Below are 22527 nucleotides of genomic sequence, written 5' to 3'. Positions count from 1 at the left end.
ATGTCAACCTGGAAACGGATTGGTGGGCGTTTTGTGCCTGGGGCGTAGTTCGGCGATGCTGGGGGCGTGTCAACGGAGACTCTTAGCGGCGCCGCCGAGTTGCGCGCCCAACTGCACGGGCTGCCGGGCGTGGACCGGGTCGGCGCCGAGGAACGGGCCGCGCGGCTGGCCACCCGGTCGATCAAGACGACGGCCAAGGCCGCGGCGATCGACCTGGCGATCTCGATGGTGGATCTGACCACCCTGGAGGGCGCCGACACCGCCGGGAAGGTGCGGGCGCTGTGCGCCAAGGCCGCGCATCCGGACCCGGCCGACGCGTCGGTGCCGCGGGTCGCGGCGGTGTGCGTCTACTCCGACCTGGTCGGCGTCGCCGTCCGGGCGCTGGAGGGGACGGGCATCGGCGTCGCGAGCGTGGCGACGTCCTTCCCCTCGGGCCGGGCGCCGCTGGAGGCGAAGCTGGCCGACACCCGCGCGGCGGTCGCCGCGGGCGCGGCGGAGATCGACATGGTGATCGACCGGGGCGCGTTCCTGTCCGGCGACTACGCCAAGGTCTTCGAGGAGATCGTCGCGGTCAAGGAGACCTGCGGCGACGCGCACCTGAAGGTGATCCTGGAGACCGGGGAACTCGCCACGCTCGACAACGTGCGGCGCGCCTCGTGGCTCGCGATGCGGGCCGGCGCGGACTTCATCAAGACCTCCACCGGGAAGGTGTCGCCCGCGGCGACCCTCCCGGTGACGCTGGTGATGCTGGAGGCGGTCCGCGACTTCCGGGCGGCCACGGGACGGCAGGTCGGCGTCAAGCCGGCGGGCGGGATCCGCACCACCAAGGACGCGATCAAGTACCTGGTGCTGGTGAACGAGACCGCCGGGCCGGACTGGCTGACGCCCGACTGGTTCCGGCTCGGGGCGTCCAGCGTGCTGAACGACCTGCTGATGCAGCGCCGCAAGCTGGCCACCGGGGTGTACTCCGGTCCCGACTACTTCACCCTGGACTGAGCGATGGCTTCCGAGAACATCTTCGAGTACGCGCCCGCGCCCGAGTCCCGCTCCGTCGTCGACATCCGCGGCTCCTACGGGCTGTTCGTCGACGGCGAGTTCACCGACGGGCACGGCGAGCCGTTCAAGACGATCAACCCCGCCGACGAGACCGTCCTCGCCGACGTCGCCTGCGCGGACGAGGCGGACGTCGACCGCGCCGTCAAGGCCGCCCGCCGCGCGTTCGACAAGGTGTGGGGGCCGATGCCGGGGCGCGAGCGCGCCAAGTACCTGTACCGGATCGCCCGGATCGTCCAGGAGCGCTCGCGGGAGCTGGCGGTGCTGGAGTCGATCGACAACGGCAAGCCGATCCGCGAGTCGCGGGACGTGGACGTGCCGCTGGTCGCCGCGCACTTCTTCTACTACGCCGGGTGGGCCGACAAGCTGCGGCACGCCGGGTTCGGGGACGACCCGAGGCCGCTGGGCGTGGCGGGCCAGGTGATCCCCTGGAACTTCCCGCTGCTGATGCTGGCCTGGAAGATCGCCCCCGCGCTGGCGTGCGGCAACACCGTCGTGCTCAAGCCCGCCGAGACGACCCCGCTGACGGCGCTGCTGTTCGCCGACATCTGCCGCCAGGCCGAGCTGCCGCCGGGCGTCGTCAACATCGTCACCGGCGCGGGGGAGACCGGCCGCGCGCTCGTCGCGCACGACGGGATCGACAAGGTCGCCTTCACCGGCTCGACCGAGGTCGGCCGGCAGATCGCCCGCGTCGTCGCCGGGACGCGGAAGAAGCTCACCCTGGAGCTCGGCGGCAAGGCCGCCAACATCGTGTTCGACGACGCCGCGCTCGACCAGGCCGTCGAGGGCATCGTGAACGGCATCTTCTTCAACCAGGGCCACGTGTGCTGCGCGGGATCGCGGCTGCTGGTCCAGGAGTCGGTCGCCGGGGAGCTGCTGGAGCGGCTGAAGGCCCGGATGGCGACGCTGCGGGTCGGGGACCCGCTCGACAAGAACACCGACGTCGGCGCGATCAACTCCGCCGCGCAGCTCGCCAAGATCCGGGAGCTGTCCGACGCGGGCGAGCGGGAGGGCGCCGCGCGCTGGTCGCCGCCCTGCGAACTGCCCGCCCAGGGGTTCTGGTTCGCGCCCACGATCTTCACCGACGTCGCGCAGTCGCACCGGATCGCGCGGGAGGAGATCTTCGGGCCCGTCCTCTCGGTGCTGACGTTCCGGACGCCGGAGGAGGCCGTGACCAAGGCCAACAACACGCCCTACGGCCTCTCCGCCGGGATCTGGACGGAGAAGGGCTCGCAGATCCTCTGGACGGCGCAGCGGCTCCGCGCCGGCGTGGTCTGGGCCAACACCTTCAACAAGTTCGATCCGGCCTCCCCGTTCGGCGGCTACAAGGAATCGGGGTTCGGCCGCGAGGGCGGACGCCACGGACTGGAGGGCTACCTCAGTGCCTGACAAGACAGGATCCGAGCGCCTCGCCGTGCGCAAGACCTACAAGCTGTTCATCGGCGGCGCGTTCCCCCGTTCCGAATCCGGCAGGTCGTACGTGGTCACCGATGCCAAGGACCGTTTCGTCGCCAACGCGTCCCGCGCGTCCCGCAAGGACGCCCGCGACGCGGTCTCCGCGGCCCGCAAGGCGTTCCCCGGCTGGTCCGGCCGGACCGCCTACAACCGCGGCCAGATCCTCTACCGCGTCGCCGAGATGCTCGAAGGGCGGCGCGACCAGTTCGCAGCCGAACTCCGGCAGACGGGCCTGAGCAAGTCGCAGGCCGCCGCCGAGGCGGACGCCGCCGTCGACCGGTGGGTCTGGTACGCGGGCTGGGCCGACAAGATCACCGCGGTCGCCGGCTCGGCGAACCCGGTGTCCGGCCCGTTCTTCAACTTCTCCACGCCCGAGCCGACCGGCGTCGTCGCCGTCGTAGCGCCCGACTCGCCGCTGCTCGGCCTCGTGTCGGTGGTGGCCCCGGTGATCGTTTCCGGGAACACCGCCGTCGTGGTCGCGTCCGAACCGGCGCCCCTCCCGGCGATCACGCTGGCCGAGGTGCTGGCCACGTCCGACCTGCCCGGCGGCGTGGTCAACATCCTGACCGGGCACCGCGCCGAACTCGCGCCGTGGCTCGCCGACCACATGGACGTCAACGCCGTCGACCTCACCGGGGCGGCGCCCGGGGACGTCCCGGACCTGGAGGAGCGCGCCGCGGGGAACCTCAAGCGCGTCCTGCGCCCGGACGGCGCCGCCTGGACCGCGGAGCCGGGAACCGCCCGGCTGACCGCGTTCCTGGAGACCAAGACCGTCTGGCATCCCGTGGGCGTCTGATCTCGGATGACGCTGCGTGTGTAGAGGGTCGCTTTCGGTGGAATAGACCTCCCCTCGGCTGATCATCACTGGGGGGAGATCAGTGCCTACCAAGACCGCGAAGACCGCGTCTGCGAAAAAGTCCACCACGGCGAGGAAACCGGCGGCGAAGAGCACGTCGGCGGCCAGGTCGAACTCGAAGACTACGGCGAGCTCGAAGACCTCGGCGAGCCGTTCGACGGCCGCGAAGAACGGCACGGCGAAGAAGCCGGCCGCGTCCGGCCGGTCATCGGCTTCGGCGTCGGCGGCCGCGACCCGGGTCACGAAGGCGGCGAGCGAGGCCAAGACGGCCGCGACGCAGATGAAGTCGCTGGCGACCAAGGCGTCCTCGTCCGCCAAGGCCATGACGGCGATGACGAAGGCGATGACCAGCGCGACCAAGGCGATGGCCGACGCCGCGAAGGCGATGGACGCGGCCGCGAAGGCCATCACCACGACGGCCAGGCCGGCGAACTCGAAGAGCACGGCCACGAGGAGCACGAGCACGAGGAGCACGGCCACCAAGAGCACGGGCACGAGGAGCACGGGCACGAGGAGCACGGCCGCGAAGAGCACCGGTACGAAGAGCACGGCGACGAAGAGCACGGGCACCAAGGGCACCGGCACCAAGACCGCCGCGAAGAAGAGCACCGCGAAGACCACGGCGTCGAAATCGGGCACGACCCGCCGGACGTCCGCCGCGAGCGGCGGGTCCAGGTCGGCGGCCTCGGCCCGGACCGGCGCGTCGAAGTCGTCCGCGGCGACCGGGTCGAAGTCGTCCGGCACCGCTCGGAAGCCCGCCGCGTCCGGGGCGAAGCCGGCGGCGTCCTCGCTCGTGGAGCCGAAGACCGGCCCGCTCCAGCACTCGACGCGGACCACCGGCGGGTTCCTCAGCGGGCTCACCGGAACCGGCGACCGTGGCCGCTGACGGGCCGCCGGACGAGCGGGACGTCCTGGCGCGCATCGACGAGTACGTCGGCGAGGAGCAGCGGCTCCGCGAGCGCTACCGGCGCGACGAGCTGGGACGCGAGGAGGAGCACCGGCGGCTGGAGGCGCTCGAGGTCGCGCTGGACCAGTGCTGGGACCTGCTGCGCCGCCGCCGGGCCCGGCTGGAGGCCGGCGGCGACCCCGGCGGCGAGCGGGTCCGGCCGCCGGACGAGGTCGAAGGCTACCTGCAGTGACCCCGGCGAGGCGGCGGCGCGGGCCGCTGCGGTTCGGCGTGTCCCTCGCCCCGGACATGGCCGCGCCGCTGATCCGCACCGCGCAGGACGCCGACCGGTTCGGCCTCGACCTCCTCGGCGTCCGCGACCAGCCGTACCGCCGCGACACCGCGGACGCGCCGGCGCTGATGGCGGCGGTGCTGGCCGGCACGTCCCGCATCCGGGTGCTGCCCGCGGTGGCGTGCCTGCCGCTGCGCCCGCCCGCCATGCTGGCCAAGGCCATCGCGACGATGGACCGGCTCAGCGGCGGCCGCGTCGAACTCGGCCTCGGCGCGGGCACGGCCTGGGAGGGCGTCGAGGCGTACGGGGGCGGGCGGCTCGGCGCCGCCGCGGCCCGTCGCGCGCTCGAAGAGGCTGTGCAGGTCATCCGGCTGCACTGGAGCGACCAGAACGGGCTGCGCCTCCACGGCGACCACTACCGCTTCACGGCCGTGCAGGGCGGCCCAGCGCCGGCGCACCAGATCGGCATCTGGCTCGGCGTCACGGGCCCGCGCGGCATCGACCTCGCGGGGCGCGTCGCCGACGGCTGGCTCGCGCCGTCGTCGCTCGTCCCGCCGAAACGGCTCGCCGACGGGCAGCTGCGCCTCGACGCCGCCGCGGCCGCCGCGGGCCGCGACCCCGCCGACGTCCGCCGCGGCTACGTCCTGGAAGGCGCGATCGACGGACAGGGCAGCCGCGGCTTCCTGCACGGCCCGTCCCGCCAGTGGATCTACGAACTCACCGAACTGGCCGTCGGCCACGGCGTCGACACGTTCCTGTACGCCGGGGCTCCAGAGCAGCTCGCGGAGTTCGCCCTGGAGATCGTCCCGGCCGTCCGGGAACAGGTCGCCAAAGAGCGCTCCGGAGCTGTGTCCGCCCAAGGGGCCGCCCCTGGAACCCCCGGCTGAGCGTCACATGCGTTCGGGGGTGGGGACGCCCAGGAGGGACAGGCCGGTCACCAGCGTGCGGAGGGTCGCGGCGCACAGGGCCAGGCGGGAGGCCCTGGTCTCGTCGTCCGGGGCCTTCAGGACGGGGCAGTTCTCGTAGAAGGTCGTGTAGGCGTCCGCGACCGCGTAGATGTAGCCGGCCAGGCGGTGCGGCTCGGCGGTGTCGCCCGCCTGCTTGAGGACGGCGCCGAAGCCGAGCAGTTCCAGCGCCAGCGCCCGCTCGGCGGGGTGGCCGACGACGATCGGGCCCGTGGCGTCCTCCGGCGCGAGCCCGCCCTTGCGGAAGATCGACCGGATCCGCGCCGCCGCGTACTGCAGGTACGGGCCGGTCTTGCCGTTGAACGAGATCATCCGGTCGAAGTCGAAGATGTACTCGCTGTCGCGGGCGACCGACAGGTCGGCGTACTTCACCGCGCCCATGGCGACGTCCCGGACGATCGCCTCCCGGGTGGCGTCGTCGAACGGCTCGTCGTGCTGGATCCCGTCGAACACGGCGCCGGCCCGCTCGACCGCCTCGTCCAGCAGTTCGGAGAGCTTGACGGTGCCGCCCGCGCGGGTCCGCAGGATCTTGCCGTCGGTGCCGAGGACGTTGCCGATCTGGGCGTGCTCCGCCTTGACCTCGTCGTCCAGCCAGCCGGCCATCCGCGACACGGCGAACACCATCTGGAAGTGCAGCGACTGCGGCGCGCCCACCACGTAGATCATGCGGTCCACGTGCTCGGTGTCGACCCGGTACCGGATCGTCGCGAGGTCGGTGGTGGAGTAGTTGTAGCCGCCGTCGCTCTTGCGGATGATCACGGGCAGCGGCTCGCCCTCGCGGCCGGTGAAGCCGGGCGGGAACGCGCACAGCGCCCCGTCGCTGATCACCGCGATGCCCTTCTCCTCCAGCTCCCGGGCGGTTGGGGCGAGCAGGTCGTTGTAGAAGCTCTCGCCCTTGATGTCGTCGTCGGTGAGCGTGACGCCGAGCCGCCCGTAGACGTCGTTGAAGTACCGCTTGGACACGTCCACGAGGACCTGCCACAGCCGCAGCGTCTCCGGGTCGCCCGCCTGGAGCTTGACGACCCGCGTGCGGGACCGGTCGGCGAACCCGGGGTCGCCGTCGAACTTCTCCCGCGCGGCCTGGTAGAACGCGGTCAGGTCGCTGACGGACGAGTCGCCCCGCGCGGCGGCCTCCTCGCCGAGGTCGAGCAGGTGCTCGATCAGCATGCCGAACGGGGTGCCCCAGTCGCCGACGTGGTTGTCGCGGACGACGTCGTGGCCGAGGAAGTCCAGGATCCGCGCGATGGCGTCCCCGACGATCGTGGTCCGCAGGTGCCCGACGTGCATCTCCTTCGCCACGTTCGGGGAGGAGTACTCGACGACGACCTTCTGCGGCTTCTCCGCGGCGGGGACGGCGAGCCGCTCGTCCTCCAGCGTCCGCTGCGCCTCGCCGGCGATCCACGCGTCGCTCAGCGTCAGGTTGATGAAGCCCGGCCCGCTGACCTGGACGTCCGCCACGACACCGGCGGTGTCGAGGTTCGCGACGATCTCCTGGGCCACGTCTCGCGGCTTGCGGCCCAGCTTCTTGGCCAGCGGCAGCGCCACGTTGGCCTGAAGGTCGGCGAACTGCGACGGCCGGATGACCGGGTCGGTGTCCGCGTACGACGGTCCGAAGGCGGCGCTGAGCGCGGCCTGGACCCGGGCGGCGAGTACGAGTTGCGGATCGGACATGTGCCAAGGTTATCGGCGCCCGGCCGCCGCCCGGACCCGGTTTTCCGCCCCGCGGGCTACGGCGCGGCGGGCGGCTCCTTGCGGTCGGGCACGGTGTCGGCGGCGGGGCGCGCCTCCGGCAGGCGCGGGACGTCCTCGGGGGTCCGGTCCGGCGGCCGGTCGGCGCCGTCCCGGTCGCCGTGCGTCCAGCGCCCGAACCGCGACGTGCGGGTCAGCGCGACCTGCTCGCGGATCCGCTCCACGATCCGCCCGGCGGCGAGCCGGTGCGCGAGGTCGCACGCCGACGTGATGGCCCGGGCCCGGGACGCGCCGTGCGCGATGACGACCGTCCCGTTCAAGCCGAGCAGGACGCCGCCGCCGTAGGTGTCGGGGTCGAGGCGGTCGCGGAGGTCCTGGAAGCGGCGGCGCTGCAGGAGGGCGCCCATCCGCGCGGCCGGGGTGGACGTCATCGCGTCGCGGACCTCCGCGAACGCCGTCCGGATCGTGCCCTCCATGGTCTTGAGCGCGACGTTGCCGGTGAACCCGTCGGTGACGACGACGTCGACCTTGCCCGTCAGGAGGTCGTGGCCCTCGACGTTGCCCGTGAACTCCATGCCGTGGCTGCCGGTGGTGAGCAGCTCGTGCGCGCGCCTGGTCGTCTTGTTGCCCTTGGCCGGTTCGGTGCCGATCGTCAGGAGCCCGACGGTCGGGCGTTCGAGCCCCAGCAGGATCTGCGCGTAGGCGGTGCCGAGCGCGGCGAACTGGACGAGGCCCTCCGGCTTGACGTCCGTGGTGGCGCCCGCGTCCAGCATGATCGTGGGACGCGGCCGCGTCGGCAGCGTCACCGCGATCGCCGGGCGCAGCACGCCCTGCTGCCCCTTCAGCCGCAGCCGCGACGTCGCCACGACTCCGGCGGTGCTGCCCGCCGACACCAGCGCCGACGCCCGGCCCTGCTTGATCAGATGGCAGGCGATCGCGATGGACGAGCGGGGCTTGCGCCAGCTCGCCAGCGCGCCCTCGCCCATGTCGAGGGCCTCGTCGGCGTGCACGATCGGGATCTTGCCGACCATGCCGTACAGGTCCAGCTCGCGCCGGATCCGCCACGCCTGCCCGACGAGCACGAGGCGGACGTCGTGGTCGCGGACCGCGGCCACCGCACCGGCGACGATCTCCTCCGGGGCGTGGTCGCCGCCCATGGTGTCCACCGCGATGGGCAGCGGGCGGGGCGCCGTCCCGCGGCGAGGCGTCGCGGGGCGCGGCGGCTCGCCATCGCCGGTCATGGCCGCTCCAGAAGGGTGGAAGAACGCGGTGCGCCGCAAGAACGCAGCTCATCGCATCGTAGGACGTTCTTTCACCCGTCTTGACGGCACCCGGCCGGAGTGGTGATCGTCACCCTCCGGGCTAGCCCTCCTCACCGTGGCAGTCGGCGCCCAGGCACGGCGCGTTCTCCACCACGGGCTTCCCGGCGACGAGGATCGTGTAGTGGCTCTCGGCCGTCTCCCGGTCGCCGCTGCCGAAGACCGCGACCGGCTTCTTGTCCGAGGTCGTCCCGGCGCAGGACACCCGCAGCTTGTCCTGCGTGGCACCGGGCAGGTCCGCGCACTTCAGCGGCTCGGCGAGCTTGACGCCGTGCTCGTGCAGCTCGGCGGCGGCCGTCACCGGCAGCGCCTTCCGCATCGCCGCCTGGGTCTGGTAGGTCAGCTCCTCGCCGCGGAACACCAGGTACGCGACGGCGCCGCCCACCAGTGCCAGCACCAGGAGCGCGGCGGCGGCCGCCAGGATCAGGATCTTCTTACGGCCGAGTTGCTGGACCGTTTGAGTCATCTCCACACAGGTGTAGTCACCGACAGTAGGAGAGCGTATGCACCAGGTGATTGATCTTTTCGTTTCGTATGCGGATTCGTTGCCGGTCCGCGAGTCACACGCCCTCGTGCTCCGCGACCTCGGCGCCGCACACGCCGGCGACCGCGTCGGCGAGCACGCCGGGGCGGTCGAGCGGCACCATGTGGAGGGCGTCCGGGAGCACGACCTGCCGCCCGAGCGGGCTCATCTCGGCGAGCCGCGCGTGCCCGCGCGCCCACTCCCGCTTCCTGCCGGGCCCGGCCACGTCGCCCAGCGCCGTCACGACCACGAGCGGGACGGGCGGGAACGGCCGCCGCTCGCGCAGCCGCGCCAGGTCGGCGGCCGCCTCCCGGTACGCCAGTTCCTCCGCGAGCACGGTCCCGATGACCGTCCCGCGCCCGTAGACAGAGCGGATGACGTCCCCGGGGACGGCGTCCTCGCGGCGGCTCGTCCCGCGGAGGGCCAGCCGCCGCCCGGACGGCCCGGCGGCCCGCGCGAGCCGGGTCGCGCCGAGCAGCACACCGGCCGCCGTGGCCAGCGGGGTCAGCACCGCCGCCGGGCGGACGGCCGCACGCGCCTCGGGCTCGTGGCTCGGGTCGACGAGCACCGTCCCCCGCACGAGCTCGGGCCGCAGCCTGGCCAGTGCCTCGGCGTGGAACGCGGCCATCGAGTGCGCGAGGACGACCACCGGCCGCCCGGCGCGCTCGGCCAGCGCCGCCAGGATCGCGGCGTCGCGGCGCAGCGTGGGCCGGGCGACCCCGGCGGGGCTGAGGCCGAGCCCGGGGCGGTCGAACACCGTCACCCGGTACCGCTCCCGGAGGAGGGCGGCGGTCGGGTCCCAGTCGAACCAGGCGCCGCCGAGGCCGGAGGCCAGCAGCAGCGGGATCCCGTCCACCGGCCCGGACTCGACGGCGTGCACCTGCTCGCGCCCCACGTTCACGATCTCGCCCATCGCGCCCCCTCGGCCGCCCGGTCCCGTCCCGCCGCGCCCAGTATTTCCGAACGCCGCGGCCGCGGCAGACCCGGCGGCGCGCCCGCGAAACCCCTGGCAGCGTCCGCGCCGGTGACCGCTGCGGAACCTTGCCCTTCGCCGAACGAAGATGTTGACGTGCCGTAGTCGTTGTACAAGCGGCGAAAAGTCAACGATGATGTCCAGGCGATTTGTCTGGATCGTCCTTGACCAGCTTTTTTCCGACCGGCTAGGGGGTATCAATTCGGCAGGAACCCGTCCTAAACGGTTGAATGGGGGTGTCCCACGAACTTCTGATCACCGTCCGTGACGACGCACCCGGGGGGTGCGCTTCCCCGCTGACAGCAAGGAGTACCAACACGTGACACTGGTGAACGACGCGGCGCCGGCAGTGCGGTCCACTGGTCGCAAGTTCCGCGCCTTCACGGCGAAGCACCTCGACGAGCTGACCGCTCGTGCGGGGCTGTCGTCCGCGCAGCGCCTCGCGACCCGGGCGGTGGCCACGGTCCTGCCGTTCCGGACGAACGCGTACGTCATTGAGGAGCTCATCGACTGGTCGGCAGCGCCCGACGACCCGATCTACCGGCTGGTGTTCCCGCAGGAGGACATGCTCCCGCCCGAGGACGTCGCGCACCTGTCCGACCTCCTGCGCCGCGAGGCGCCCAAGGCCGAGGTCGAGGCCGCCGCCCACCGCGTGCGGATGAAGCTGAACCCGCACCCCGCCGGGCAGATGGAGCTCAACATCCCGAGCTTCGGCGACGGCAAGATCCCCGGGATGCAGCACAAGTACGACGAGACCGTCCTGTACTTCCCGAAGCAGGGGCAGACCTGCCACGCGTACTGCACGTACTGCTTCCGCTGGGCCCAGTTCGTCGGCGAGGCCGACCTCAAGATGGCGGGCGACGACGTCACCGCCCTGCGCGACTACATCGTCTCGCACCCCGAGGTGACCAGCGTGCTGTTCACCGGCGGGGACGCCATGATCATGGGCGAGACCGTGCTGCGCCGCTACGTCGAGCCGCTGCTCGAACTCGACCAGCTCGAGTCGATCCGCATCGGCACCAAGTCCCTCGCCTACTGGCCGCAGAAGTTCGTCACCGACCCGGACGCCGACGACATGCTCCGCCTGTTCGAGCAGGTCGTGGCGTCGGGCAAGAACCTCGCGTTCATGGCGCACTTCTCCCACCCGCGCGAGCTGGAACCGCTCATGGTCGCCGAGGCGTGCCGCCGCATCCGCGACACCGGCGCGATCATCCGCACCCAGGCGCCGCTGATCCGCACGATCAACGACAACGCGGCCGACTGGGAGAGCATGTGGCGCACCCAGACCCGGATGGGCCTGGTCCCGTACTACATGTTCGTCGAGCGCGACACGGGCCCGCAGGACTACTTCGCCGTCCCGCTCGCCGAGGCGTACGACATCTTCCGGGACGCCTACAAGAACGTCTCCGGCCTCGCCCGCACCGTCCGCGGACCCTCCATGTCCGCCACCCCGGGCAAGGTCTGCGTGGACGGCGTCGTGGACCTGGCCGGTGAGAAGGCGTTCGCGCTGCACCTCATCCAGTGCCGCGACGCCGACCTGGTGGGCAAGCCCTTCTACGCGCAGTACGACCCCAACGCGGTCTGGCTGGACGACCTGAAGCCGGCCTTCACCGACCGCTTCCCCTGGCAGAAGTAGGACGGCCCGCCGCACGGCGGGCCGTTTCACGAGACGCGGAGCGGATCGGGAAACGGCTCGTCGTGCGGAGCGGGGGTTCCAGGGGGTCGCCCCTTGGGCGACAAAGCGGGCCGTTTCACGAGACGCGGAGCGGATCGGGAAACGGTTCGTCGTGCGGGGCGGGGGTTCCAGGGGCTCGCCCCCCTGGGGCGATACTCCCGGGGGTCTGGCCGTATTCCTTGGTGAAGGCCGTGATGAAGGCCGAGGCGCTGGCGTAGCCGACCTGGTGGGCGACCTTGGTGACCGGGTGGGAGTCCAGGAGGACGCGGGCGGCGCGCAGGCGGAGGCGGGTCCGCCACTGGGTGTAGGGCATGCCGAACTCGCGGACGAAGTCGCGCTGCAGCGTCTTGGTGCTCACCCGCAGCCGCTCGGCCCACTCGTCGAGGCGGGTCGGGTCGGCGGGGTCGTGGGAGAGGGCGCGGGCGACGGACAGCGCCAGGCCCGTCCCGTGGACGTGCGCCGGGGGCGCGGGAGCGGACGATGCCCCGAGGCCGCTCAGGATGCGGCGGCGGGCGGCGAGCGCGGTCGCCTCGTCGCAGCCGCGGCGGGCGATCGTCTCGATCAGCCGCGCGGCTTCGGCGTCGATCGTCGCGGGGCCTGCGCGGAGGCCGTTCAGGGCGGCCGGCGCCTCGCGCAGGCAGATGCGGTAGACGGTCTGCCGGTCGCCCGCGCGCACATCGTGGCTGACGGCGCGCCTCACCCAGAACGCCTCGCCCGGTCCGAGGAACGTGGTGGCCGACCCGTACAGCGTCGCGAGGATGCCGTCCGGTGACCAGTAGAGCTGGTGCAGGAAGTCCTCGCGGTTCTCGCCGAACGCCAGGCCGCCCGACGAGCGGTACTTGAGCACGAGGATCCCGTCGGGTGCGCCGAGGCCGTAGCCGTACTCCTCGCACGACTCGGGATCGTCCCAGAGGTGTCGTGTGACCAGCACAGGATGTCCTCTCAGCGATATGGGCGCGATTTAAGTAAGGCTAACCTAACCAGGCGTCGGCCCATGTCAGCGGGGTGCCGGCCCCCGAGCGTCCCTGCAACACCCTGAAGGAAACACGACCATGCACTCTCGCAAGCCCTGGAGACTCGCCGGCGCGGTGGCCGCCGCGCTCGTCCTCGCCACCGCCTGCGGATCCGGCTCGGACTCCGCGTCCGGCGGCTCCGCCGAGACGCGGGTCTTCGAGGCCGACAACGGCAAGGTCACGATCCCCGTCGAGCCGCAGCGGGTCGTCGCCACCGGATACGCCGTGCCGGTCCTCATCGAGGCCAAGGCGAAGCTGGTCGGGATCTCGTCCTGGAAGCGCGGCCTGCCGCTGATGAGCGAGGACGACCGCAAGACGTACGACGGCCTCACCAAGGTCGCGGGGGAGCGGGCCGCCGACACCAACTACGAGGCCGTCGCCAAGGCCGACCCGGACCTCATCGTCATCGGCGTCCCGAAGCCCGCCCTCGCCGACCTTGACCTGAAGCGCCTCGAATCGATCGCCCCGGTCGCGGTCATCGGGCCGACGCTGCCGTCGGCGTGGCGCGAGCTCTCGCAGCGGCAGGCCGACGCCGCCGGCCAGAGCGGCGAGCTCGCGACGGCGAAGGCCGCGTACGAGAAGAAGGCCGCGGACCTCAAGGCCAAGTACCAGGACGCTCTGGCGGGCGTGAAGTTCGGGCACGTCGGCGCCTACGGCGACATCTCCGCCGGGACGTTCATGCGCGAGTTCGCGGGCTCGTGGGGGACCAACATCGCCCAGGACATGGGCGTCACCTACTACGGCGAGGTCAAGGAGAAGGGCGGCGGCGCCGAGGACGTCAGCGAGTACCCCTCCATCGAGGAACTGCCCAAGAGCCTCGGGGACGCCGACGCCATCACCTACACGGTCGAGGCCGACGGCAAGCCCGCCGCGGAGGTGAAGTACGTGCTCGACTCCAAGCTGTGGAAGAACCTGCCGGCCGTCAAGGACGGCAAGGCCATCCCCCTCCGCTACACCGAGGCGGCGACCTACGAGTCGGCGATGCGGACGCTGGACGAGGTCGACAAGGCGCTCGCGCCGCTGCTCGGGCAGTGAGCGGGGCACCGGTGAGCATCGACCGGCGGGATCCGCGCGGCCGGGTCCTGGAGCACCACCGGACGGGCGCGGGCGTCCGCCGCATCGGGTACCCGATCGGCATCCGCACCGTCCGGGTGGTGCGCCGCGAGCAGCTCACGCGCAACATCCTGCGGCTGACGGCCGGCGGGCCGGAGCTGGACGGCTTCCACACCTACCAGGCCGACGACCACGTGAAGATCGTCTTCCCGGACGCGGACGGCGCCCGCCGCCTCCCGGTCGTCAACGCCGACCTCGAACTCGACTGGCCGAGGCCGCTGCCGCCCGCCCGCAAGTACACGATCCGCCGCTTCGACGCCGAGGCCCGCGAACTCGACCTCGACTTCGTCCTGCACCCGGGCGGGCTCGCCTCGGACTGGGCGGCGGCCGCCCGGCCGGGGGACGAGGTCGCGGTCGCCGGGCCGCCGGGCGCCAAGGCGTTCCCGCACAACTACGACCACTACCTGTTCGCGGTCGACGCCACCGCGCTGCCCGCCGCGGCGCGGTGGCTGGAGGAGTCCCCGCAGGACGTGTCCGCCCGGCTGGTCATCGAGACCGGGGACGCCGCCGACCACGCCTACCCGCTCGCGGCCCGCGACGGGGTGGAGGTCACCTGGCTCGTCCGGGACGGCGAGCGGTCCCCGCTGGCGGACGCCGTCCGGGCGCTCGATCCGCCCGCGGGCCGCACGTTCCTGTTCGCCGCCGGGGAGGCGGGGGCGATCAAGCCGCTGCGCGCCTGGGCCCGCGAGCTCAAGGGCGAGGGGCGGCTGGACGCGCTGTTCACCGGCTACTGGAAGCGCGGAGTGGCGGGGCTTGAGGACGACTGATCCGGCGCCCGGAGCGGCGGGGCCCGGCCTGGTGGAGGCGGGCTCCGCTCCTTCCGCGTCCCCCCGGCCCGGCCTGGACCGGCGGGTCGTGCTCCTGGCGGGCGCCGTCCTGCTCCTGGCGGTCTGCGCGGGCGCGAGCCTGGCCGTCGGGGCGGGCCGCACGCCGCCGCAGGAGGTGTGGCGGGCGCTGACCGGCTACGCGGCGACGAACGAGCACGTGATCGTCCGCGACATCCGGGTGCCGCGGACGATCCTCGCCATCTGCGTGGGCGCGGCCCTCGGCACCGCGGGCACGCTCATCCAGACGCTGACCCGCAACCCCCTGGCCGAGCCCGGCATCCTCGGCGTGACCTCCGGCGCCGGGTTCGCGATCACCGTCGGCACGGTACTCGGGATCGCCGGGTCGCAGACCGCCCAGCTCGGGCTCGCGCTGGTCGGCGCGGTGATCGCCTCGCTGGTGGTCTACGGCGTCGGCCGGACCGTTCCGCTGCGGCTCGTCCTCGCCGGCGTCGCCTTCACGTTCGTGCTGTCGGGGATGTCGCTCGCGCTGCGGCTGCTGTACCCGGACGTCCTGGACCGGTTCCGGTTCTGGTCGGTCGGGTCGCTCGCCGGGCGGGAGCAGACGCCGTTCGAGGTGCCGCTGCTCGCGATCGTCCTCGCCCTCGCCGGCGCGCTGCTGGCGACCCGCCCCCTGTCGGGGATCGCGCTCGGCGAGGACGTCGCGCACGCGCTCGGCGCCCGCGTCGCCCGCACGAGGGTGGCGGTGCTGGCGCTCGTCACCGTCCTGGCCGGCGCCGCGACCGCCGTCGCGGGGCCGATCGCGTTCGTCGGGCTGATCGTCCCGCACCTGGCGCGGCACGCCGCCCGCGGGTCGATCCCGTGGCTGATGGGCTACACGATGCTGCTCGGCCCCATCCTGATGCTCGTCTCCGACATCGGGGCGCGGGTGCTGCTGCCGACCGGCGAGGTGCCCGTGGCCGTCGTCACCGCGTTTCTCGGCGGCCCCGCGCTGATCTGGGTCGTCCGGCGGTACGGGGCGGTGGAGCTGTGAGCACCCTGGTACTGCGCGCGGGACGGCTGTCCGCGCTGGTCGAGCGGCGGACGGCCGTTGCGTCGCTCGCGCTGGTCGCCGCCGCGCTGCTGCTCGGCTTCGCCGCGCTCTGCCGCGGCGACTCGTGGGACCCGCCCGGCGAGGTCCTGGCGGCGCTCGCCGGGCAGGGGGACGCGGCGCTGATCGTCCAGGAGTGGCGGCTGCCCCGGGTGACCGCGGCGCTGGTCTTCGGCGCGGCCCTCGGCGCCGCCGGCGCGGTCTTCCAGAACGTGACCCGCAACGCGCTCGGCAGCCCCGACGTGATCGGCCTGGACGCCGGCGCCTACACCGGAGTGCTGATCGCGATCACCGTGTTCGGCGGGATGGCGGCCGGGCTCGCCGCGGGTTCGCTCACCGGCGGGCTCGCCGCGGCCGCCGTCGTCTACGCGCTGTCGCTGCGGTCCGGGCTCAGCGGCCTGCGCCTCATCGTGATCGGGATCGCGGTGAACGCGATGATGACCGCGGTCAACAACTGGATCGTGCTGCGCGCCCAGCTGGACGTGGCGATCGCCGCCACCGGATGGAGCGCGGGCTCCCTGAACGGCCTGGACTGGGCCGAGGTCCGCGTGCCGTTCCTCATCATCGCCGCGCTGGGGCTGCTGCTCGCCGCGCTGTCCCGCACCATGGGCCAGGCCGCGCTCGGCGACGAGGTGGCCGCGACGTCCGGGGTGGCGCTGAACCGGTACCGGCTGCTGGTCATCATCACGGGCGTCGGCCTCACCGCCACCGTCACGTCCGCGACCGGGCCGATCGTGTTCGTCGCGCTCGCCGCGCCGCAGATCGGCCGGCGTCTCGCCGGTGCCGCCGGGACGCCGGCGCTGCCCGCCGCGCTGACCGGGGCGCTGCTCCTGCTGGCCGCCGACCTCGCCGCCCAGACGGTGCTCGCCCCCGTCCAGCTGCCCGTCGGGGTGGTCACGACGGTGATCGGCGGCGCCTACCTCACCTGGCTGCTGATCATGGAGATGAGGAAGCCGTGAACGGACGCCTCACCGCCGACGACGTCACCCTCGCCTACGGCGACCGGGTGGTGTCGGCGGACCTGACCGTCGACGTCCCCGACCGGGCGTTCACCGCCGTCGTCGGCGCCAACGCCTGCGGCAAGTCGACGCTGCTGCGCTCCTTCGCCCGGCTGCTGGCGCCCGCGGCCGGGCGGGTGCGCTTCGACGGCCGCGACGTCCGCGACTACCGGCCGAAGGCCATCGCCCGCGAGATCGGGTTCCTGCCGCAGGGGCTCGTCGCGCCGGAGAACATCGCGGTGCGGCAGCTCGTCGCCCGCGGCCGCTACCCGCACCAGACGCTGCTGTCCACCTGGTCGCGGGAGGACGAGCGCGCGGTGGCGGCGGCGATGAAGGCGGCCGGCGTCACCGAGCTGGCCGAGCGGACGGTGGAGAGCCTGTCCGGCGGGCAGCGGCAGCGCGTCTGGGTCGCGATGGTCCTCGCGCAGGAGACGTCCTACCTGCTGCTGGACGAGCCCACCACCTTCCTCGACATCACCCACCAGTACCAGCTGCTCACCCTGCTGGCCCGGCTCCGCGACGAAGGCCGGACGATCATCGCCGTCCTGCACGACATCAACCAGGCGTGCCGCTTCGCCGACCACCTCATCGCGATGCGCGACGGCCGCGTCGTCGCCGCCGGCGCCCCCGCCGACATCGTCGACACCGCCCTCATCAAGGAGGTGTTCGACCTGTCGTGCGTAATAGTCCCCGACCCGGTGACCGGCACCCCGATGATCGTCCCGAATGCCGGCACAGACTGACCCGCCGCACGGGGCGCCGTTTCACGAGACGCGCCAGCGGATCGGGAAACGGTGCCCCGTGCGGACCGGGGGTTCCAGGGGGTCGCCCCCCTGGGCCGGCACTAGTAAACCGGGATGATCGTGGCGCGGGCCAGGGTGTGGCCGGTGATGTTGAAGCCGACGACGGCGGGCATCGTGTCGGAGTCGAGGCCGAGTGACTCGACGTCCAGGGCGTGGACGGTGAACACGTAGCGGTGCGGGTCGCCGGGCGGCGGCGCGGCGCCGCCGTACGCCTTGATCCCGAAGTCGCTGCGGGCGTGGATGCCGACCTTGGAGTCCTCGGAGCCGGCGCCGGTGGGCAGCTCGGTCACGTTCGCGGGGATGTCGAACAGGATCCAGTGCCAGAAGCCGCTGCCGGTCGGCGCGTCCGGGTCGAAGCACGTCACCGCGAAGCTCTTGGTCTCGGGCGGGAACCCCGACCAGCGCAGGTGCGGGGAGTCGTTGTCGCCGCTGAACCCCCAGTCGTCGAAGACCTGGCCGTTCGGGAGACGCTCGCCTTCGGTGACGTCGTCGCTGGTGACCGTGAACGACGGGACCTCGGGCAGGTACTCGTGCGGAAGCGGCGGCTTGCCGGCCATGGTGACCTCCTAGTCGGGACGTTTCTGCAGGGATCTTCCTACCCTCCATCCCTATCAGGAGGCGTCAGGTCTTGACGGCGCCCATCGTGAAGCCGGTGACGAAGCGGTCGAGGAACAGGTTGAACAGGAACGCGATCGGTACCGCCGTGATCACCGCGGACGCCTGCAGGGACTGCCAGAAGAACACGTCCCCGCGGATCAGCTGTGTCGGCACGCCGGTGCTGATCACCATCTCGGGGCTGGACGACACGAACGCCAGCGCGTACACGAACTCGCTGGACGTGAGCGTGAAGCTGAACACCACGACCGCGACGATCCCCGGGAACACCAGCGGCATCACCGCCCGCAGGAACGCGCCCAGGCGGCTGTAGCCGTCCACCATGGCCTGTTCCTCGACGTCCTTCGGGACGGCCTTGAGGAAGCCGATCAGCAGCCACACCGACACCGGGACCGTGATCGTCGGATACACGACGATCATCGACCAGAGCGTGTTCTCCAGGTGCAGCGCGACCACGACGCGCGTCAGCGACAGGAACAGCAGCGACGGCGGCACCAGGTACACCATGAAGATCGCGATGCCCATCGGCGTGCCCCACGGCCGGTCGAGGCGCGCGAGGGAGTACGCGGCGGGCAGCGCCAGCGCCAGCGTGACCGCCACCACGGCGGCCCCGACGATCAGCGTGTTGACCACGAACGTCAGGAACGGCGTGTCGGTGAACAGGAACGTCACGTGGTCGGGCGTCGCGGGCATGTTGAAGAAGAACGGGTTGCTCACCGGGTTGTACAGGTCCTGGTTCTGCTTGAACGCGCTGATCACGCTCCACAGGAACGGCAGCGCGCACAGCAGCGCCGCGGTGACCGCCGCCCCGTACACCCCGCACCGGGCCGCGACGTGCCGGCGCCCGTACCGCCGCCGCAGCCGCTCCATCTCGTCCGCGGGCACCTTCCCGACGGGCTTCTCGGCGGGCGCGGTCGTGGTCATCGGGCCTCCAGCCGTCGGACGGCGCGCAGGATCGCGACCGCGGCCGCGAGCAGCAGCGGGAACAGGAACAGCGCGATCGCCGCGCCCTGGCCGACGTCGCCGCCCTCGATGCCGCGGAAGTACGCCCACGACGCCAGCACGTCCGTCGAGTGCGTCGGGCCGCCCCGCGTCAGCACGTACGGGACGGTCATGTCGGTGAACGTCAGGATCGCGCCGAACAGCGCCGCCACCGCGATCACCGGCATGGTCAGCGGGATCGTCACCTCGAACATCCGCCGCCAGAACCCGGCCCCGTCGATCCGCGCGGCCTCGTCGAGGTCTTTGGGGATGGCGATCAGCCCGGCCATCACGATCACCGCGGCCAGCGGCGTCAGCCGCCACACGTGCACCGCGATCACCGACGCCATCGCCGTGCCCGGCTCGCCGAGCCACACGACGTTCGCGTCGATCAGCCCGACGTTGCGCAGCACCCAGTCGACCGGCGAGAAGATCGAGTCGAGGAACCACAGCCAGGAGACCGTCGACAGCGCCACCGGCGTCGTCCACGGCAGCAGCACCAGGAACCGGACGAACCACTTGCCGCGGAAGTCGGCGACGAGGATGTTCGCCAGGATCTTCCCGAACACCACGATCAGCAGCATGCTCACGACGGTGAAGACCAGCGTGTTCCGCAGCGAGCGCCAGAACACCCGGTCGTCGAACACGTCGCCGAAGTTGGCGAACCCGACGAAGTCGAACGACGGGTCGCCGGTCGTCACGTCCGAGAACGCGAACGCGATCGCCAGCAGGAACGGGATGCCGACCAGCGCGATGATGTAGACGACCGACGGCAGCAGCATCACCCACGCGAGGAACCCGTCGCGGTCGGCGAGCCCGACCTTCGGCCGCTCCCGGCGCCCGCCCGCCTCGACCGGCTCCGCCTCGGTCTTCACGTCCGTCACGAGGCGCCCCCGATCGGCACCGCGGCCGTCCGGACGCCCTCCGCGGCGTCGAAGAACCGGAACCGGTCGGCCGGCACCGCGAACTCGTGCGTCTCCCCGGCCGTCAGCGGCGTCGCCACCGTGGCGGGCAGCCGCGCGATGACCCGGGTCTCCTCGCCGATGCCCGTGACCGTCCCGTACACGTGCCGGTCTCCGGACAGGTACTCCATCCGCTCGACGCGCAGCGGCATCGTGACCCGCTCGGACGCGACGTTCTCGGCGGGCAGCAGATGCTCGGGACGGAACCCCACCAGGCGGTCCTCGCGCTTCACCAGGTTCATCGGCGGCGACCCGATGAACGTCGCGACGAACGTGTCCGCCGGGTCGTCGTACACCTCCTGCGGCGTCCCGACCTGCCGGACGCGGCCGTGCTCCAGCACCGCGATGCGGTCGCCGAGCCCCATCGCCTCCGCCTGGTCGTGCGTCACGTAGATCGTGGTGGTGCCGACCCGCTCCTGGAAGCGCTTCAGCTCGTCGCGCGCCGTCGCGCGCATCTTCGCGTCCAGGTTGGACAGCGGCTCGTCCAGCAGGAACACCGCCGGGTCGCGCACCAGCGCCCGCGCCAGCGCGACCCGCTGCCGCTCCCCGCCGGACAGCTGCCGCGGCTTGCGGCGCAGCAGCGGCGTGATCTCCAGCAGCTCCGCCGCCCACGCCGCCTTCTTCTCCCGCTCCGCCCGCTCCATCCCCTCCGCGCGCAGCGGGAAGACGATGTTGTCCAGCACCGTCTTGTGCGGATACAGCGCGTACGACTGGAACACCATCGCGATCTGCCGGACCCGCGGCGGGAGCCCGTTCACCACGTGCCCGCCGATCAGCACCTCGCCCTCCGTCGGCTGCTCCAGGCCCGCGATCGTCCGCAGCAGGGTCGTCTTCCCGCACCCGGACGGCCCGAGCAGCACCAGGTACTCCCCGGGCTCCGCCGCCAGGTCCACGCCGTCCAGCGCCAGCACCTGCTCCGACCGGCCCCGCCGCGCCCGCAGATGCCCGTCGAACGCCTTGACGAGTCCCTTCACTTCGACAGTTTCCATGGCTGTGCCTCCCGGGAGCTTGGGGTCGGGCTCAGCCGCCTACGAGGCCGCGGGAGCGCCAGTTGTCGAAGATCTTCTTGATCGATTCCTCGGCTTCGGCGACGGCGTCCTCCGGGGACGCCTGGCCGCGGGCGGCGCGGCCGAACATCGTCGGCAGGACGTGGGTGTTGAAGGTCTCGCCGACCGCCGGGTTGGACGGGCCCGGGTAGCCGATGTTGGCGCTCCACGAGACGGAGTCCTTCAGGAAGCTCAGCTTGTTCGCGGGCTTGGCGCCCCACGGGTCGTTGTCCAGCCAGCCGTTCAGCTGCGGGACGAGCGACGGCCACGCCGGCAGGTCGTACATCTCGGAGTGGTACGTCACGGCCGGGAAGTTCGCCGTGTAGTGCAGCAGGAACTCCTTGGCCGCGTCCGCGTTGCCGGCGTACGTCGGGACGATCCACTGCTGGATCACGTGCTGCGCCGCCAGGGCCGCCTTCGGGCCGCGCAGGGCGGGGACGAAGAAGATGTCGTCGCCGATCTCGCGGTTCGTGCTCATCGCGGTGCGCCACGCCGAGATCGAGTTCAGGATGTAGGACGACTTGCCGGCGATGAGCGCCTGGTTGTTGGACGCGGGGTTCCACGAGAAGACCTCGCTGGTCTCCGCCTCCTTGAACAGCCGGGTCATGTACTCCACGGCCGCGATGGTCGCGTCGGAGTTGATCGCGACCTGCTCGTTCTCGTCCTGGACGGAGCCGCCGAACGACCACAGCAGCGCCCGCGCCGCCATGTTCGAGTCGGTCTCGGGGGAGAGCCCGATCCCGCACGGCACCCCGGTCTGCTTCTTGATCTCGGAGGCGCCGCGCAGCAGGTCGTCCCAGCTCGCCGGGCCGTTCGGCATGCCGACCTTCTGCCACATCGACCGGCGGAAGTCGCCCGGGTCGGGCGTCCAGCCGGGGCAGTAGGCGTAGAACTTCTCGGTGTTGGGGTTGTAGCTCGACTTGCGGCACAGCTCCTGCTGCTGCCCCCACCGCTTGTTCGCCTCCTGGACCACGTCGGCCATGTCCAGGACGGACGGCTCGTACTGCGAGAGCGGCGCGATGTGCTGGATGAGGTCGTGCCCGCGCTTCGCCTGGATCTCCGAGGCGGCGCGCCGGGGGACGTCCACCGTGTTGACGTGGTCGACGCGGACGTCGACGCCGACCTTCTTGCCCCAGTCGGCGACGAACTTGTCGAACCAGGTGTCGTGCCGGGGCACGAAGTGGCTCCACATCAGGATGCTGAGGGAGCCGCTCAGTTTCGTCGCGGGGGAGGTGAACACCTCCTTCGGGGCCTCGCCGGAGCCCTTCGCCTGCGGTCCGCTGGACTCGCTGGCACAGCCCGCCAGCAGCCCGTAGGCACCCGCCGCCAGTGCGCTGGAAGCCAGGAATCCGCGTCTGTCGAGCCCGGCGGAGCCGACCGGGGGGGAGTGGGGGGTCGTCCCCCCTCGAAGGGCGTCGAGCCCCGGGGTGACGGG

The 22527-nt window shown here is 72.3% G+C and carries 22 protein-coding genes; 12 read left to right on the top strand and 10 right to left on the bottom strand.

Annotated features, from left to right (window positions below; genetic code table 11):
• The first annotated feature begins 66 nt into the window (after positions 1-66).
• The 6 genes from deoC (at position 67) to E1266_RS05505 (ending at position 5429) form a co-directional block, all read left to right on the top strand.
• Positions 67-996 (top strand): deoxyribose-phosphate aldolase, encoded by a 930-nt coding sequence (gene deoC, locus E1266_RS05530; protein WP_132044374.1) that lies wholly within the window; start codon positions 67-69, stop codon positions 994-996.
• Positions 997-999: 3 nt separating this feature from the next.
• Entirely contained in the window at positions 1000-2442 is a 1443-nt protein-coding gene (locus E1266_RS05525) for an aldehyde dehydrogenase family protein (protein WP_207945439.1), read from the top strand.
• Positions 2435-3304, top strand: coding sequence for an aldehyde dehydrogenase family protein (locus E1266_RS05520; RefSeq protein WP_132044372.1), 870 nt, complete (start codon positions 2435-2437; stop codon positions 3302-3304). Before E1266_RS05525 ends, E1266_RS05520 begins: the two co-directional genes overlap by 8 nt.
• A gap of 82 nt (positions 3305-3386) precedes the next feature.
• On the top strand, positions 3387-4250 hold the full coding sequence (locus E1266_RS37795; RefSeq protein WP_165965944.1) for a hypothetical protein: 864 nt from the start codon (positions 3387-3389) through the stop codon (positions 4248-4250).
• Positions 4240-4503, top strand: coding sequence for a DUF2630 family protein (locus E1266_RS05510; RefSeq protein WP_132044370.1), 264 nt, complete (start codon positions 4240-4242; stop codon positions 4501-4503). The genes E1266_RS37795 and E1266_RS05510 overlap by 11 nt, the downstream gene beginning before the upstream one ends.
• Positions 4500-5429, top strand: a complete 930-nt coding sequence (locus tag E1266_RS05505; protein WP_243718243.1) for an LLM class flavin-dependent oxidoreductase — start codon at positions 4500-4502, stop codon at positions 5427-5429. Before E1266_RS05510 ends, E1266_RS05505 begins: the two co-directional genes overlap by 4 nt.
• Before the next feature lie 3 nt (positions 5430-5432).
• Here the strand turns inward: E1266_RS05505 and argS are convergent, their stop codons facing one another.
• The 4 genes from argS to E1266_RS05485 all read right to left on the bottom strand — a co-directional run bounded on the left by argS (position 5433) and on the right by E1266_RS05485 (position 9951).
• Positions 5433-7178 (bottom strand): arginine--tRNA ligase, encoded by a 1746-nt coding sequence (gene argS, locus E1266_RS05500; RefSeq protein ID WP_132044368.1) that lies wholly within the window; start codon positions 7176-7178, stop codon positions 5433-5435.
• Between the two features lie 56 nt (positions 7179-7234).
• The gene (gene plsX, locus E1266_RS05495; protein WP_132044366.1) at positions 7235-8437 is read right to left on the bottom strand and encodes a phosphate acyltransferase PlsX; all 1203 of its coding nucleotides are present in this window, start codon (positions 8435-8437) and stop codon (positions 7235-7237) included.
• Between the two features lie 121 nt (positions 8438-8558).
• A complete protein-coding gene (locus tag E1266_RS05490) occupies positions 8559-8981 on the bottom strand; it encodes a hypothetical protein (protein WP_165965943.1) in 423 nt (140 codons plus the stop codon).
• 94 nt (positions 8982-9075) lie between these two features.
• Entirely contained in the window at positions 9076-9951 is an 876-nt protein-coding gene (locus E1266_RS05485; RefSeq protein WP_132044364.1) for an alpha/beta fold hydrolase, read from the bottom strand.
• Between the two features lie 379 nt (positions 9952-10330).
• On the opposite strand from E1266_RS05485, the gene E1266_RS05480 reads away from it, so the two are divergent.
• Positions 10331-11647: a lysine 2,3-aminomutase gene (locus tag E1266_RS05480; protein ID WP_207945438.1), complete on the top strand. Its 1317-nt coding sequence runs from the start codon at positions 10331-10333 to the stop codon at positions 11645-11647.
• A gap of 115 nt (positions 11648-11762) precedes the next feature.
• Here the strand turns inward: E1266_RS05480 and E1266_RS05475 are convergent, their stop codons facing one another.
• A complete protein-coding gene (locus tag E1266_RS05475; RefSeq protein ID WP_207945437.1) occupies positions 11763-12617 on the bottom strand; it encodes an AraC family transcriptional regulator in 855 nt (284 codons plus the stop codon).
• 121 nt (positions 12618-12738) lie between these two features.
• Between E1266_RS05475 and E1266_RS05470 the strand changes: the two genes are divergently transcribed.
• Genes E1266_RS05470 through E1266_RS05450 form a run of 5 tightly spaced genes read left to right on the top strand, consistent with a single transcriptional unit; the run spans position 12739 to position 17428 of the window.
• Entirely contained in the window at positions 12739-13734 is a 996-nt protein-coding gene (locus tag E1266_RS05470) for an ABC transporter substrate-binding protein (protein ID WP_132044362.1), read from the top strand.
• Positions 13735-13745: 11 nt separating this feature from the next.
• Positions 13746-14579: a siderophore-interacting protein gene (locus E1266_RS05465; protein WP_132044360.1), complete on the top strand. Its 834-nt coding sequence runs from the start codon at positions 13746-13748 to the stop codon at positions 14577-14579.
• Positions 14566-15630 carry an iron chelate uptake ABC transporter family permease subunit gene (locus E1266_RS05460; protein ID WP_243718242.1) on the top strand — a complete coding sequence of 355 codons (1065 nt, stop codon included), beginning with the start codon at positions 14566-14568 and terminating at the stop codon, positions 15628-15630. The genes E1266_RS05465 and E1266_RS05460 overlap by 14 nt, the downstream gene beginning before the upstream one ends.
• Complete coding sequence (locus E1266_RS05455; RefSeq protein ID WP_132044358.1) at positions 15627-16646, top strand: iron chelate uptake ABC transporter family permease subunit; 1020 nt, start codon at positions 15627-15629, stop codon at positions 16644-16646. Before E1266_RS05460 ends, E1266_RS05455 begins: the two co-directional genes overlap by 4 nt.
• Positions 16643-17428: an ABC transporter ATP-binding protein gene (locus E1266_RS05450; RefSeq protein ID WP_132044356.1), complete on the top strand. Its 786-nt coding sequence runs from the start codon at positions 16643-16645 to the stop codon at positions 17426-17428. The genes E1266_RS05455 and E1266_RS05450 overlap by 4 nt, the downstream gene beginning before the upstream one ends.
• Before the next feature lie 101 nt (positions 17429-17529).
• Here the strand turns inward: E1266_RS05450 and E1266_RS05445 are convergent, their stop codons facing one another.
• The 5 genes from E1266_RS05445 to E1266_RS05425 form a co-directional block, all read right to left on the bottom strand.
• Positions 17530-18045 carry a YbhB/YbcL family Raf kinase inhibitor-like protein gene (locus tag E1266_RS05445; protein WP_132044354.1) on the bottom strand — a complete coding sequence of 172 codons (516 nt, stop codon included), beginning with the start codon at positions 18043-18045 and terminating at the stop codon, positions 17530-17532.
• A gap of 64 nt (positions 18046-18109) precedes the next feature.
• Positions 18110-19027: a carbohydrate ABC transporter permease gene (locus tag E1266_RS05440; RefSeq protein WP_132044352.1), complete on the bottom strand. Its 918-nt coding sequence runs from the start codon at positions 19025-19027 to the stop codon at positions 18110-18112.
• Positions 19024-19968, bottom strand: a complete 945-nt coding sequence (locus tag E1266_RS05435; protein ID WP_207945436.1) for a sugar ABC transporter permease — start codon at positions 19966-19968, stop codon at positions 19024-19026. The genes E1266_RS05440 and E1266_RS05435 overlap by 4 nt, the downstream gene beginning before the upstream one ends.
• Complete coding sequence (locus E1266_RS05430; RefSeq protein ID WP_132044350.1) at positions 19965-21035, bottom strand: ABC transporter ATP-binding protein; 1071 nt, start codon at positions 21033-21035, stop codon at positions 19965-19967. Before E1266_RS05430 ends, E1266_RS05435 begins: the two co-directional genes overlap by 4 nt.
• Positions 21036-21066: 31 nt before the next feature.
• Positions 21067-22527, bottom strand: a 1461-nt coding sequence (locus E1266_RS05425) for an extracellular solute-binding protein (protein WP_207945435.1), incomplete at its 5' end; no start/stop codon positions are given.

Source organism: Actinomadura sp. 7K534 (genome assembly GCF_004348575.1).
Classification (GTDB): Bacteria; Actinomycetota; Actinomycetes; order Streptosporangiales; family Streptosporangiaceae; genus Spirillospora; species Spirillospora livida.
The sequence above is the reverse complement of the archived record's forward strand: the minus strand, read 5'-3'. Positions and strand labels throughout refer to the sequence as shown.